The sequence below is a fragment of the Pseudomonas gingeri genome (assembly GCF_013385425.1).
Classification (GTDB): domain Bacteria; phylum Pseudomonadota; class Gammaproteobacteria; order Pseudomonadales; family Pseudomonadaceae; genus Aquipseudomonas; species Aquipseudomonas gingeri_D.
This window is the reverse complement of sequence record NZ_JACAQA010000040.1, coordinates 1-12,546: the sequence shown is the minus strand read 5'-3', so window position 1 is coordinate 12,546 and position 12,546 is coordinate 1. Positions and strand designations below refer to the sequence as shown.

General features: G+C 60.9%; 15 protein-coding genes. 3 read left to right on the top strand and 12 right to left on the bottom strand.

Going from position 1 to position 12,546, the window contains the following annotated elements; translation table 11 throughout:
• Positions 1-187: 187 nt before the first annotated feature.
• Positions 188-1,210 carry a type II toxin-antitoxin system PemK/MazF family toxin gene (locus HX830_RS29905; protein ID WP_152736843.1) on the bottom strand — a complete coding sequence of 341 codons (1,023 nt, stop codon included), beginning with the start codon at positions 1,208-1,210 and terminating at the stop codon, positions 188-190.
• 419 nt (positions 1,211-1,629) lie between these two features.
• Here HX830_RS29905 and HX830_RS29900 point away from each other — a divergent pair, with 419 nt between their 5' ends.
• Both HX830_RS29900 and HX830_RS29895 read left to right on the top strand, forming a co-directional pair.
• On the top strand, positions 1,630-1,977 hold the full coding sequence (locus tag HX830_RS29900; RefSeq protein WP_152736842.1) for a DUF6124 family protein: 348 nt from the start codon (positions 1,630-1,632) through the stop codon (positions 1,975-1,977).
• A 250-nt stretch (positions 1,978-2,227) separates the two neighbouring features.
• Positions 2,228-3,142 (top strand): LysR family transcriptional regulator, encoded by a 915-nt coding sequence (locus HX830_RS29895; RefSeq protein WP_103499352.1) that lies wholly within the window; start codon positions 2,228-2,230, stop codon positions 3,140-3,142.
• Positions 3,143-3,327: 185 nt separating this feature from the next.
• Here HX830_RS29895 and madM read toward each other — a convergent pair whose 3' ends face one another.
• The 11 genes from madM to HX830_RS29840 all read right to left on the bottom strand — a co-directional run bounded on the left by madM (position 3,328) and on the right by HX830_RS29840 (position 11,874).
• The gene (gene madM / locus HX830_RS29890; protein ID WP_100944641.1) at positions 3,328-4,092 is read right to left on the bottom strand and encodes a malonate transporter subunit MadM; all 765 of its coding nucleotides are present in this window, start codon (positions 4,090-4,092) and stop codon (positions 3,328-3,330) included.
• 1 nt (position 4,093) lies between these two features.
• The gene (gene madL, locus HX830_RS29885) at positions 4,094-4,510 is read right to left on the bottom strand and encodes a malonate transporter subunit MadL (RefSeq protein WP_177104266.1); all 417 of its coding nucleotides are present in this window, start codon (positions 4,508-4,510) and stop codon (positions 4,094-4,096) included.
• Between the two features lie 65 nt (positions 4,511-4,575).
• Positions 4,576-5,505, bottom strand: coding sequence for a malonate decarboxylase subunit epsilon (mdcH, locus tag HX830_RS29880; protein WP_177104264.1), 930 nt, complete (start codon positions 5,503-5,505; stop codon positions 4,576-4,578).
• Positions 5,502-6,131 carry a malonate decarboxylase holo-ACP synthase gene (locus HX830_RS29875; RefSeq protein WP_177104262.1) on the bottom strand — a complete coding sequence of 210 codons (630 nt, stop codon included), beginning with the start codon at positions 6,129-6,131 and terminating at the stop codon, positions 5,502-5,504. The genes mdcH and HX830_RS29875 overlap by 4 nt, the downstream gene beginning before the upstream one ends.
• Before the next feature lie 6 nt (positions 6,132-6,137).
• Positions 6,138-6,941: a biotin-independent malonate decarboxylase subunit gamma gene (mdcE, locus tag HX830_RS29870; RefSeq protein WP_152736838.1), complete on the bottom strand. Its 804-nt coding sequence runs from the start codon at positions 6,939-6,941 to the stop codon at positions 6,138-6,140.
• A complete protein-coding gene (locus HX830_RS29865) occupies positions 6,938-7,789 on the bottom strand; it encodes a biotin-independent malonate decarboxylase subunit beta (protein WP_152736837.1) in 852 nt (283 codons plus the stop codon). The genes mdcE and HX830_RS29865 overlap by 4 nt, the downstream gene beginning before the upstream one ends.
• A complete protein-coding gene (locus HX830_RS29860; protein ID WP_121135287.1) occupies positions 7,782-8,081 on the bottom strand; it encodes a malonate decarboxylase subunit delta in 300 nt (99 codons plus the stop codon). Before HX830_RS29860 ends, HX830_RS29865 begins: the two co-directional genes overlap by 8 nt.
• A complete protein-coding gene (locus HX830_RS29855) occupies positions 8,081-9,061 on the bottom strand; it encodes a triphosphoribosyl-dephospho-CoA synthase (protein WP_177104260.1) in 981 nt (326 codons plus the stop codon). The genes HX830_RS29860 and HX830_RS29855 overlap by 1 nt, the downstream gene beginning before the upstream one ends.
• Entirely contained in the window at positions 9,062-10,738 is a 1,677-nt protein-coding gene (gene mdcA, locus HX830_RS29850) for a malonate decarboxylase subunit alpha (RefSeq protein WP_152736835.1), read from the bottom strand. It lies immediately after the preceding gene.
• 109 nt (positions 10,739-10,847) lie between these two features.
• Positions 10,848-11,282 (bottom strand): hypothetical protein, encoded by a 435-nt coding sequence (locus tag HX830_RS29845; RefSeq protein WP_152736834.1) that lies wholly within the window; start codon positions 11,280-11,282, stop codon positions 10,848-10,850.
• A complete protein-coding gene (locus HX830_RS29840) occupies positions 11,245-11,874 on the bottom strand; it encodes a nucleotidyltransferase domain-containing protein (protein ID WP_152736833.1) in 630 nt (209 codons plus the stop codon). The genes HX830_RS29845 and HX830_RS29840 overlap by 38 nt, the downstream gene beginning before the upstream one ends.
• 123 nt (positions 11,875-11,997) lie before the next feature.
• On the opposite strand from HX830_RS29840, the gene HX830_RS29835 reads away from it, so the two are divergent.
• A complete protein-coding gene (locus tag HX830_RS29835) occupies positions 11,998-12,411 on the top strand; it encodes an RDD family protein (protein WP_177104258.1) in 414 nt (137 codons plus the stop codon).
• The last annotated feature ends 135 nt before the right edge of the window (positions 12,412-12,546 follow it).

Genomic DNA, 12,546 nt, shown 5'->3' with positions numbered 1-12,546 from the left:
GACTGCGTTTTCACACAGTCTGTGAAGGCGGCTATTTTGTACATTTTACTTTCACAGAAAAGGGTATTAGCCCTGTCGCCCGGGTAGAGTTCTGCTCTCGATTTCCGGACCATGCTTTCCAATGCTATTGAAAACCATAGTTCGTGTCAATCTGCTCAGGACCAGCAGACCGAACAAGCCGTGTAAGTCAATGCCCGTTCTCGGCGTCCAGAGCGCGCTGAAACTCAAGCTCATCCTCATAGTCACGCCCCATGGACTCAGCCCAGCTTCTGGCCAATCGCTCGACTGCCGACAAATGATTGAGGCGTTGCGCTTGATCCTTCAATTGAGCCGTCAGAGAATCGACAGATGCCTGAAGCTGATCAACCTGGCGCTGGCTCTGTAGGACATCGTTATAGGGGACATGGTCACCCGCTCCAATCGCGTGAATCAACGCGTTCTTGAGCTTTTTGCTCTCGGAGCGACTGAGGGCAATGCCATAGTTGGCGTTGCGCCCTGAACTTCGCCCCTCTTTGAAATAGCTGACCGGCGGTAAAATCCTCTGTACAGACACACACTCAAGCATGCTGCAAATGACGTAACTTTCTTTACCGCTGTTCTGATACCTAGGCATTTTTTCGAGTGTACTTCGATCAAGCTTGAACGCCGTTCGATCACCCGGCTTTATCTCTTGAGACGTAACAGGAGCGACCTGAATCAGGTTCGCTGATATCACTTTCACGACCACCGCTAACCGCCGCTTGTGCATTTCCGCCTCAAGCAACGTATCCATATAACGCTTATTCGTTTTACTGATCGCGTTCATCCGGCCAGCCCTCTGGACAAACCCGTAATCCACCTCCACCAACGTGCCCTGCTGCCCCAGAATTTTCTGTGCCGTCAGACCCTTGTTTGATTTCAGAGTCTGGTAAAGAAATATTTCCTTGGACACATCATGTCGTTTGATCAAGACCGAGAAGAAAGCTGGCTGCTGTGCATCCGCGGGTGTCGCCGCTACCGACTCCACCCGCCACAGATGATTATCGATACCAAGAAAGCATTTCGTGAAGAACACCGGATGCAAGGCACGATCACCCTTTGGCTGGGGTATTCCTGGAATGAGTACCTCTTTAATATTCTCGTAAATTTCAGTCCCCAACAGGACCGATGTTCCAGGCACTCCGTCGCGAGACGTAATGACCTCCAAATAACGAACAACAATTGTCTGCATGTGCGTCCTTGAGATTGTGATTAAGGGGCCGCTCATGCCCACGCCAGTTGCTGGGGTGATCATAGTCCGAAAAAATCGCCAGTTTGCAGACCACTGAATGCGACTTTACTCTTTCACTTGAGTGAAATTTCCTAGAAAATCCTGACCGCTTGCGCCTGCCAAAACACGTGGCTAGTCTTCGTTCGTCACTGCCAATTCAGTGATCGGGTTTAGCAGCCCGCGTTGAGTCAAGGCGCATAGCGCCCCCGTCCTGTCAGGCGCTTTTTTTGTGGCCTGCGCATTATGGTGGCTGTGCGCAGGGCATCTTCGGGTGCGCCGGTTTCTTGACTCGCCGGTCTGCTAACCTGCGTACGGCCGCCACCTAACCATTTAGCAGTGGTGTTTGGCGGCTCAACTCACATGTTGAGAGAGTCGAGAATATGTCGAAGATTACCCCCGACCCACCCGTCAGCCCGCTGCACAGGCACGACAAAACCAGCGACCGGGTATTCGCCCACTACAACCTGCCACCGGTTGAACCATCCGAACCTTACAAACTACCGGAAAGCCTGTTCCAGATTCGCGCGGATGTGCGCTCGGAAGAGTCGCTGACCACCGCCTACGAGTTGCTGGAGTCGGCCGCCGCAACAGCCTATGAATCCGTGGAAAACCTGAGTGGCGCCAACCGCAAGGTGGTGCTGGGCGTGGTGCATCTGATCGAGTTGGCGAAGGCGCTGGTCGATTCGGCGTTGGATAAGCGCGGGGTAGAACACCCGCAAAACTCGTAGCGCCTGAGCGGGTGCCTTCGCGGCGGTGCGGCGATCCGACAAGCCCTGCTCCTACAGTACGGTGGCGCACACGAGTTCTGTGAACGACGGAAAACTGTAGGAGCAGGGCTTGCCCGCGAAGAGGCCTGGGAGAACGCTAAAATCCTCACAGGCAATCGAGCGTCCCTCAAGCCGGCTCCATTCTGAAAAAGCCCCAGCCAAAACCCCGGGACTTGGGCACAATCGGGGCATTCGAAAAAGAGCCCGCGCCATGCTGATCGACGAAGAGCTGACCTTGAAAAAGCTGGAGGTGTTCCTGGCCTTTATGCGTACCGGCAACCTGGCGCGGGCGGCGGCCGAGTTGCAGACCAGCAATGTCAGCGTGCACCGGGCCATCCACTCCCTGGAAAACGCCCTGCGCTGCCCGTTGTTCAAGCACGAAGGCCGCAACCTCACACCGCTGGAAAGCGCCTATGTGCTGGAAGAGCGCGCGCAGAAGCTGATCCAGGATGTGGTCGAAAGCGTGCGAATGACCCGCGAAGCCGCCGGGTTCTCCGCCGAACGCTTCAAGCTCGGGTCGCTCTATTCGCTGACGGTGAAAACCGTGCCGCAACTGATCATGGGCCTGAAGATCCGCCGCAGCGAACTCAATATCGACCTGATCCTGGGCTCGAACTTCGACCTGTTGTACAAGCTCAAGAACATGGAGGTGGACGCGATCCTGGTGTCGCTGGATGAGACCACCAACGACTCGGACTGCGAGCATCTTCCGCTGTTTTCCGATGATATTTTCCTGGCGACACCCGCTGACTCGCCGTTGTCCCAACAGGACGAAGTTGACCTGGCGGACCTGAAAGACATGACCTTCATTACCCTGACCCAAGGCTTCGCCACCCACCGGGACGGCAATCGGGTGTTCGAGCAGGCCGGGTTCGAGCCGAAGGTGGCGATGCAGGTCAACGATATCTTCACGCTGTTGAGCATGGTCAGCTCCGGCGTCGGTTATGCCTTGCTGCCGGGGCGGATTGCGGCGGTGTATGAGAACCGGGTGAAGCTGATTCCATTGCAGGCGCGCTACCGCCTGCAACAGCATATTGGCGTGGTGTTTCTCAAGGCCAAGGAGCGTGATCCCAACTTGTTGGCGCTTCTGGCGGAGTGCCGGATGTACGCCAACCGATTGACTTGAGCAGCCAACGACCAGGTTCGATCATGCATTTCCGGTGGCCTCAAGGGCCTCTTCGCGGGCAAGCCCTGCTCCTACAGTTTTCCGTCGTTCACAGAACTTGTGTACGCCACCGTACTGTAGGAGCAGGGCTTGTCGGGTCGCCGCACCGCCGCGAAAACGGTAGAACAGGCACAAAATAATCAGGATCAGCCCACCAGACCGCGCACAATGAAGAACAGCACCGAAGGCCCAAGCAGACAACCCAACCCGGTATGGAAAGTCGCCGTCAGCGCGCCATAAGGCACCAACCGCCGATCCGTCGCCGCCAGCCCCGCGGTCACCCCACTGACCGTGCCCGCCAAACCACCGAACACCATCGCCGAACGCGGGTTGTCCAACCCCATCCAACGCGCCGCCACCGGTGTACCGACCATCACCAGGATCGCCTTGATCAAGCCCGTCGCAATCGACAGCGCCACCACCTCGGAACTCGCGCCAATCGCCGCCCCGGTCACCGGCCCGACGATATAGGTCACCGCCCCAGCCCCAATGGTGGTGATGCTCACCGCATCGCGATAACCGAAGGCCCAGGCCATGCACGAGCCGACAATAAACGGCAACAACGTACCCAGCAGCAACGCCAGCGCTCCAACCAACCCCGCCTTCTTCGCCTCGGTCGCCTGGACCTCGAAGGCCGTGGCGACGATGGCGAAGTCCCGCAACATCGCCCCGCCCATCAAACCGACACCGGAAAACAGCGCCACATCCGCCAGCCCCTTCTGCCCGCCGGTCAACGTACCACCGATCCACGCCAGCACCAGGCCGATCGCGATGGCAATCGCCGAACCGTGGATCCGGCCATAGGTCAGGCGCTTGGACAACACCACCGACACCCACATCACCAGGCCAACACCGGCGAATGCCGTGATCAGCGAGTTCTGCCCCAGGTCCTTGCCAATGAGATCCCACATATCAGCGACCTCCCGCGACGGTGGCGGTCGGGACAACCGCCAACGGTTCATCCGGCAGCGGATCGCCTTTATGGATTCGGCTGATCAGGGCAATGGTGCAACCGCAGACCACCACCGAGCCAATCGCCGCCAGCAGCGCCAGCGGCCCGCCGTGCAGCGCCGCGACCACGTTCTGGTTGGCGGCCATGGCAACCACCACCGGGATGTACATGGCGCCCCAGAAACCGACGCCCATCTCGCAATCCTTGGTCAGCCCACCCCGTTTGTGCATCCACAAACGGGCGCAGATCAACAGGATCATCGCGATCCCGACCCCACCGACATTGGACTTGACGCCTAGCAGCACGCCCAGCATGTCCCCCAGAATCACCCCTGCCAGCGTACAGATCGCCAGCAGCGCCACACCGTAGATAATCATTCTTGTTGTCCTCACATTGCATTGTCGAAGTTGTTGTTTTTGTCCTTCGAAGCAGCAGCCGGTGTTTATCGGTGACGGCGTCCCTCCTCATCCAACAGCGCCTTGAGGGTGTCCAGGCGGGCGCCGTCGAACGCAATGACGGCGCCTTGCTCGAACACCCGGCGCGCCAGGCCGGTCAGGACCGAGCCCGGAGGCAGTTCAATCTGCAGGCGGGCACCGCGCTCATAGGCGCTTTGCACGGTGCCGCGCCAATCGACGACCCGGCGCATATTGAAGGCCAGGTCATCGCGGATCTGTTCAGCACTACGCAGCAGCCGCGCGCTGCTGCCACTGAGGTAGCCCAGGCGCGGTGCCTGCATCGGCACCCTGGCAAAGACGGCGGCCAATGCCTGGGCTGGCTCATCCAATAGCGGGCAATGGGACGGCACGCTGACCGCAAGGCGTTTGGCTACACCCTCCTTTTTCATCAGGGCAACCAGCGCGCTCATGCCCTCGTCGCTCCCGGCGATCACGCATTGGTTATCGGCGTTGATATTCGCCAGATAGACCGGTGTCCGTTCGCTATGCACCTGGGCCAATAACTTATCCACAGCCGCCAGATCCAACCCGATCAGGACGGTCATGCCGTAGCCCTGTGGATAAGCCTGTTGCATCAACTCACCGCGCAGGCTGACCAGGCGCAGGGCATCGCTGAACGTCAGGCTCTCGGCCAGTACCGCCGCCGGATAGGCGCCGATGGACAAGCCAGCGACATAAGCCGGCGGCGCCGTGTCTTCCAGCAACAGCCGGGCGCAGGCCACACCGGCGATCAGCAGGCAAAGCTGAACCGCCCGGGTCGAGGCCAGGGCTTGCGGTGTATCCAGCAAGCCCACGTCCTCGCCCAGCACATCGCTCGCTTCGCGCAGGCAACCACGAACGATCGCGGCATCGGGCAGGCGCTGCAGCATGCCGGGCTGTTGCGCGCCCTGGCCGGGAAACACCAGCAGACTGCTCATGCCACCCGCTCCCGGGTATCCCAGGGATCGAGCACCAACTGCACGCCATCGGCCCGCTTGAGCAGGACCCGGCGCGCCGTGCCCGCCCACTCCACCAAGGCCACCGCGCCCAGCGGGGTTTGCAGTTGCAGGTCGACACGACAGAACGGGTTGTCGAGTCGCTGCAACAAGCCATTGGCCTGACGACGGGAAAGCGTTTGCGGCACGCGCAGAATCAGATCCAGATCACTCTGTTGATGCAGGGTCGGCAAACCGGTGGCCAACTCGAAACCGGCACTGCCGCTGACGCCCCACACCAGACCCGACGCATCCAACAACGGCCGCAGGTAATGCAGCGCCTGCAAGGCCGGCCAATCCTGTGCACAGACTTCAATATCGATAAGGGCTTCGGGCCGCACGCAGCGCTCGACCAGCACCCGTGGCATCAGCGTGGCGAAACGCTGCTCACGCAAAACCCCGCGCACGCCCACCGCCACCTGATCCGGCGCCGTCAGCGCCCGGCGCACCACCACTGGTTGGCCCAGGCTCAGCGCCTCAGCCACCCAATCCGGCGCCTCCTCCGGCAACTGCGCCGGGGTCAGTCCCCAGAGCAGGTCGTGGGGCAGGAAGTCCTGGTCAGCGTGCATCGCGGCTCACCACTGCTCGCGCAACAGTTGCCGGACCCGGCTCGACGCCGCCCGATTGCTCGCGCCCAGGCGCCCACTCAAGTCCGTACCCTTCTGCGCCACATCGTGGATGGCCTCGACCAGACAGTCCTCCACCTGCGCCAGGTCAGCCGCCGTAGGTTGTTCGATCTGCTCCACGCCCAGGGTTTTCCACAGCAAACCGAGACTCGCATAGCTGTCAATGTCATAGGCCATTGGCGGCACGCTGGCGGCCAGGGCCTCCAGTTCTTCGACGCTGCGCAAGGTCACCCGCGCCGCCGAGGCCTTGCCCATGGCATGCACCATCACCCCCGGATCGCGCATGGCGATCAACCGATTGGCCTGATAACCGTGGGCGAGAAACGCCCCGGACATTGCCTTGCCCACCAGCAGCGCGATCACCGCATGACCGGCCAGGCGGGCACGGGCATAACTGTCCGCCGCACCGGCCAGGGCCTGGTGAATCCCCAGGGCTTCTTCACGACGGCCGTAAGCCTGGCTCGGCACATCGACAATGGCGATCAAGGCGCGCTTCCCGGCACGACCGCTGTCGGCCTCGATCACCTCGTCCACGGCCTTGGCCAGGCCCCAACCTTCCAGCAATCCGACTTCGCCATTGCGGGCACGAACAAACCGGTTGGCCGGATCGGCCACCACCGCCAGAAAGCGCACTGGCTGATCACCGAGTTGGCCATCGGCGACTTTCAATGAAGGCGGCAGCCCGGACACTTCGACAGCCTCCGCCGCCAGCGCCTGGAACCAGTGCAAACCCCGCAGGGAATAAGCGCTCATGGACGATCTCCTTGGAAAAGACGGCGTACCGTGGCCGGATCGATTTGCGGTTCGGCATCCAGTTCGGCCAAGCGTTGCAGGTACCACTCCGCCTGCCGACTGCGTTGTACACCGGGCAAACCGGCTTCCAGCAATTCGGCAATCTGTTGCCGGATCAACGCCACATCATCGGCCACATAACGATCCACCAGGCCGCTGGTGAAACGCTGCTCGCCACCGGTCAGGCTCCAGATAAACGGCCGGTCGCGGGAGTCGTACTCGTCCAGCCCCGCCTCCTGCTCGATCACTTGCGGGCCGTTGAGGCCCAGGCGCGCCTCCTGGGTCACCACCAGATAACTGCACAGCGCCGCCGCGATGGACATGCCGCCGAAACAACCGACGCTACCCGCCACCACGCCGATCACTGGCTGATAACGACGCAGGTCGACAATCGCCGCATGGATATCGGCGATGGCCGCCAGCCCCAGATTGGCTTCCTGCAAACGCACGCCACCGGTTTCCAGCAGCAGCACGGCGCGGGTGGGGATACCATTGCGGTTGTCTTCAGCGGCCAGCTCCAAGGCGCCGGCGATTTTCGCGCCGCCCACTTCACCGAGGCTGCCGCCCTGGAACGCACCTTCGATGGCGGCGATCACCACCGGCAAACCATCGATGCTGCCCTTGGCGATCACCACGCCGTCGTCGGCCTGGGGCACTACGCCCTGGCGTTCGAGCCAGGGCGACATGACCCGGGCAAAGGGGTCGAGCAGTTCGCGAAAACTGCCGCTGTCGAGCAAGGCCCGGGCACGCTGGCGGGCGCCGAGTTCGACGAAGCTGTGCTTGTGCAACAAACGCTCGCTGTCAGTCATGGCCGATCTCCTCGAAACCTTGTTCCAGACGCAAGCGGACCACGCCAGGGGTGGCGCCGAAATCATGGATATCGATGGCTAGCGCGGGCGGCAACTGGCCGTCGAACAGACGCTCGAACAGGTGCTGCCAGCGCGAGGCACTGCCGTTCACCGAGGTGGTCACCTGGATCGACAAGGTGCCGGGATGGCCGGGTTCCAGCAGTACCTCCAGGTCACCCGAGCCGACACAACCCACCAGCGCCCGGCCTTTGGGCGGTTGCCCGGCGGGGAATTCAAAGGACAACTTTTCCATCACAAGGCTTCCTGTTCGAGGCGGTCGATCAGCAGGCAGGCCGCGAGCAGATCCGCCGCGCCTCCCGGTGAAGCGTTCATCGCCAACAGCTGTTGATCCAATTCATGCAGGCAGCGCCGACCGGCCAGGCTGGCGCTACCGCCGGCTTCCAGCACTGCGCGGGCGCCCTGTTGCATGGCCTGCAAACCCGGCACGCCGGCGCGGTAGAGCACGCAGGTATCGGCCAGGGTGGTCATGATGGCGAGCAAGGCATCCAGCCGGGCGTTCTGCTCGCCGTGGCCGGCGAGGCGGGTTCGTTTGAGTTGTGGCAGACCGAGTTGGGTAACCGCTGGGAAACCCAGTTGCGCTTCCTCACGGGCACCGCGTGCGCCGTAGCGTTGGGCGACCTGGCTGCCGTGGCTGCTGCTGTTGGGGGCGTATCGGTCTTCCAGCAACGCCAGGCGGGCGGCGCGCAGGGTCAGGGCGTTGACGCTGAGGGAGAGAGGGTCCAGCGCCGCCGCGGCGACCAACAGTCCCAAGGCCCAGATCGCACCGCGATGAGTATTTACGCCGCCGGTGGTCTTGAGCATCGCTTGCTCGCCTTCACGACCGATGCGACCGAGCGCCTCACGCAGCTCCCTGTAGGAGCGAGCTTGCTCGCGATGGGCGTCAACGATAACGCGGGATGCCTGATACCCCGCGGCGCCAGGGCCACCATCGCGAGCAAGCTTGCTCCCACAGGGGGTGGTGTATTCCGAGACATCGCGGGTGTTACCCATACCTTGCGCGGCTTCGGCCATCTCCTTGAACATCGGCCACAGCGACAACGCCGAAGCATGCATCAGGCCCAGATGAAGGTCGGTATGCGCACCGTTGCCACGGCGATCCACCAAGGCCGGCTTGGGCGACAGGTCGGCTTCGTCGATCAGCGCTTCCACCGCGAAATCCGCCAGGCGCTCGGCCAGTGACAGGGGTTGGACTTGCAGATTGAAGGCGTGCATTTACCAGCTCCTGAATTTGGCGGGCGGGTTGTAGAGGCCTCCCGACCATTCCACCAGGTCGGCCACGCTCTTCGCCGCCAGCAGTTCGCGGCTGGCGTCGGTGCGCCGAATGCCCAGGTCTTCAGGCAAGGCGATCAAACCTTCGCGACGCATCCGCGCCGTGTCCTTGGGGTTATGCCGCAAGCCGATGGCCGTGACACCGGCCACGGCGGCAATCATCGCCTGGCGTTCTTCCAGGGAACGGGCCTTGTACAGGTAGGCAATGCCCTCTTCGGTGAGCAAATGGGTCACGTCGTCGCCGTAGATCATGATCGGTGCCAGTGGCATCCCACTCTTCTTCGCCACTTCCACGGCATCGAGAGTTTCGACGAAAGTCGGTTTGCCGCCCTCCTGGAACGTCTCGACCATCTGCACCACCAGCTTCTTGCCACGTTCGAGCAAGGCTTCGGGCGCGTCACCGGTGTCCAGGCGCATATCGAGCCAGGCCGGGGTGCCATGGCGGCGACCGCGCGGGTCATGTCCCATATTCGGCGCCCCGCCGAAACCGGCCAGGCGGCCACGGGTCACGGTGGACGAATGACCGTCGCCGTCGACCTGCAAGGTCGCGCCGATAAACAGGTCCACCGCATACTGCCCGGCCAACTGGCAGAACATCCGGTTCGAACGCATCGAGCCGTCGCGACCGGTGAAAAATACATCCGGGCGGGCCGCGATGTAGTTTTCCATGCCCAGTTCGGTGCCGAAGCAATGCACGCTTTCGACCCAGCCGCTTTCAATGGCGGGAATCAGGGTCGGGTGCGGATTGAGCGTCCAGTTGCGGCAGATCTTGCCCTTCAGGCCCAGGGATTCACCGTAGGTCGGCAGGATCAGTTCGATGGCGGCGGTGTTGAAACCGATCCCGTGGTTGAGGGACTGCACATTGTGTTTTTCGTAGATCCCGCGAATCGCCATCATCGCCATCAGCACATGCACCGGCTTGATATGGCGTGGGTCGCGGGTGAACAGCGGCTCGATATAGAAGGGCTTGTCGGCCACCACCACGAAGTCGACCCAGGACGCGGGGATATCCACACGTGGCAGCTCGCTGACGTCATCCACCAGTTGATTGACCTGGACGATCACGATCCCGTCGCTGAACGCCGCCGGTTCGATCAAGGCCGGGGTGTCTTCGGTGCTGGCCCCGGTGTAGATATTGCCGGCGCGGTCGGCCATGAAACCGGCGCTGAGCACCACATTGGGGATCAGGTCCACCACCAGGCGCGCATAGAGTTCGATGTAGGTATGAATCGCGCCGATTTCCAGCAGGCCGTCTTCCAGCAACTGACTGATGCGCAGGCTCTGGGTGCCGGCGAAGGAGAAGTCCAGCTTGCGGGCGATGCCGCGTTCGAACAGGTCCAGGTGCTCGGCGCGACCGACGCTGGGCATGATCATATGCAAATCGTGGAGCTTGGCCGGGTCGGCCTTGACCAGGGAGCGGGAGAGGAAATCCGCCTGCTTCTGGTTATTGCCCTCCAGCACCACCCGGTCGCCGGGCATGATCAGGGCTTCGAGGGCGGCGACGATCTTGTCGGTCGGCAACACCACGCCATCGGCGAGGGCTCGTACCTGTTCGAGACGGCGCTGCTTCTCGGTGCGCCGCCGCGTCCAGCGCGAGTCGGGGGAATTGGGGGTTGTCATGCTCACTCCACGGGTTCGCTTTCGTGGAGTAGACAGTAGGAGTGAATCGCCCGGGCATCAATCAAGCCCAGCGGTGGATCGTTACGGTCAGGGTAATGGTTCCACTCAATCAGCCGGAATAAAGCCCAGCCATTGTTTGCTCAACGACGGCCTTCAATGCAGTGGTGTTGTCGATCAACTCCGCCAACAACCTCTCGTCTTCATCCATGTAGCCTTCATATTCCGCCAGGTTTCGGCGCTCGTGACACAACGCGAACAAGCGAACCTGCAACTTGTTGATCCCGGCGGTATGAACCAGGCACTGAAACACCAGATAACGGCGGTCGGAACGAAAGCCCGATAAGCGCAATGCCGTGAGGGCAATTCCATGGGCGGCGTTATAGGCCAGGTCGAAGCGGCTGGCAAAGGAAAGTTGGGCGCTACGTGCATCCTGCAAACGATCACTCGCCGAGCGCATCAGACCTTCGCACTCCTTGCGGTCCGCTGGCTCGGCCTTCAGGCCGCCGCTACGTTGCAGGTTTTCCAGGCTTTGGTTTTTGTCCATCCTTAGACTCCACTGGGTTTTCACCCATGATGTTGAGCTTCTCCTGCTCCACCACCCGCTGAACGAAGCTGTTGCCAGTGGCAAGTTTTGCGTTCCAATCCTCCAAGCTGTACAGCGTGGGGTTGATGGTGCGGCCCACTTGTTCTTCCATGGGCAACAGCCGCTCCATCACTTCGCTGTAGTGCAGGTCGTCGCCAATCAACATCAGGTCGATATCGCTGCCGGCATGGGCTTGGTCCTTGGCGATGGAGCCGTAAACAAACGCCCAAGCTACTTGATCCGCAAACGGACCGAGCGCCACACGCAACTGCTCGACGATGCCGAATGTCTTGCGCACAATGCCCAGCAATTCCTGGTAGATAGGACACGCCGGATTGGCTTGGTAGTGTGTCTGATTACCCTGCCGACTGAGGGTCAGGATGCCAGCCCGTTGCAAGCGCTCCAACTCACGCATCAGGCTGCCCTTACCGATCTTCGCCCAACGGGCTATCTCATTGGCATAAAAACTATGGTCCGGCTTGCCGAAGAGCAAGCCCAGGATTCGCTGTTGTGTTGCAGTAAATAACGCGTCACTGAGGGAGAGGGTTTGCATGGTCGCACCAAAGAGTCCCAAAAAGGGAACGATAGGTCCCTTTTTGGGACTTATCAAGGGCCATTTGATGCCAATCGCAAAGCGTTTTCGGGGGCCAAACGAGGACTTGGCTCTTTCGCTTGAGTGAAATTTCCTAGAAAATCCCGACGGCTTGCGCCTGCCAAAACACCTGGTCTAGGGCGACGCAGGGGAGGACAAATCATTGACTCCCTGGTCACCTTTTTCCTGTTCTTTCTCGCAGGCCGAGCGGCCAAATTTGTCGGATTGCCACCGAATGTAGTCGGTCTTCTGGCGTTAGGCTCCACTGCGGCGTATTACTTGTTTTCCGATGCAATGCCGAACGGGCAAAGCGTGGGTAAAAAGCTGTTGGGGATGTCAGTGATTGATGAGCGTAGTTACCTGAACTGCAATTTATATCAATCGTTTATGCGCAATATTACGACGCCATTTCTAAATTTTTTTGACTGGATATTTATTTTCTTTGGTTCAAGGAAGCGGTTGGGTGACATGCTCGCGTCTACGATTGTCTTCAGATAATGGCCGAGCAGGCACAACGTACCGCCGAAGAGGCCACCCTACGCGCCACTCGGATGACCGATAAGGCCTCGCGCAAGTAAACAGCGGATGTACGAGGCGCGGCGTTAGCTGCGCCGTAAGCGCCCCATAAACCCC

Bases quoted from the DNA above. Each gene is read 5' to 3' on its own strand.
- HX830_RS29905 (WP_152736843.1), bottom strand. From the start codon at position 1,210: ATGCAGACAATTGTTGTTCGTTATTTGGAGGTCATTACGTCTCGCGAC.
- HX830_RS29900 (WP_152736842.1), top strand. From the start codon at position 1,630: ATGTCGAAGATTACCCCCGACCCACCCGTCAGCCCGCTGCACAGGCAC.
- HX830_RS29895 (WP_103499352.1), top strand. From the start codon at position 2,228: ATGCTGATCGACGAAGAGCTGACCTTGAAAAAGCTGGAGGTGTTCCTG.
- madM (WP_100944641.1), bottom strand. From the start codon at position 4,092: ATGTGGGATCTCATTGGCAAGGACCTGGGGCAGAACTCGCTGATCACG.
- madL (WP_177104266.1), bottom strand. From the start codon at position 4,510: ATGATTATCTACGGTGTGGCGCTGCTGGCGATCTGTACGCTGGCAGGG.
- mdcH (WP_177104264.1), bottom strand. From the start codon at position 5,505: ATGAGCAGTCTGCTGGTGTTTCCCGGCCAGGGCGCGCAACAGCCCGGC.
- HX830_RS29875 (WP_177104262.1), bottom strand. From the start codon at position 6,131: ATGCACGCTGACCAGGACTTCCTGCCCCACGACCTGCTCTGGGGACTG.
- mdcE (WP_152736838.1), bottom strand. From the start codon at position 6,941: ATGAGCGCTTATTCCCTGCGGGGTTTGCACTGGTTCCAGGCGCTGGCG.
- HX830_RS29865 (WP_152736837.1), bottom strand. From the start codon at position 7,789: ATGACTGACAGCGAGCGTTTGTTGCACAAGCACAGCTTCGTCGAACTC.
- HX830_RS29860 (WP_121135287.1), bottom strand. From the start codon at position 8,081: ATGGAAAAGTTGTCCTTTGAATTCCCCGCCGGGCAACCGCCCAAAGGC.
- HX830_RS29855 (WP_177104260.1), bottom strand. From the start codon at position 9,061: ATGCACGCCTTCAATCTGCAAGTCCAACCCCTGTCACTGGCCGAGCGC.
- mdcA (WP_152736835.1), bottom strand. From the start codon at position 10,738: ATGACAACCCCCAATTCCCCCGACTCGCGCTGGACGCGGCGGCGCACC.
- HX830_RS29845 (WP_152736834.1), bottom strand. From the start codon at position 11,282: ATGGACAAAAACCAAAGCCTGGAAAACCTGCAACGTAGCGGCGGCCTG.
- HX830_RS29840 (WP_152736833.1), bottom strand. From the start codon at position 11,874: ATGCAAACCCTCTCCCTCAGTGACGCGTTATTTACTGCAACACAACAG.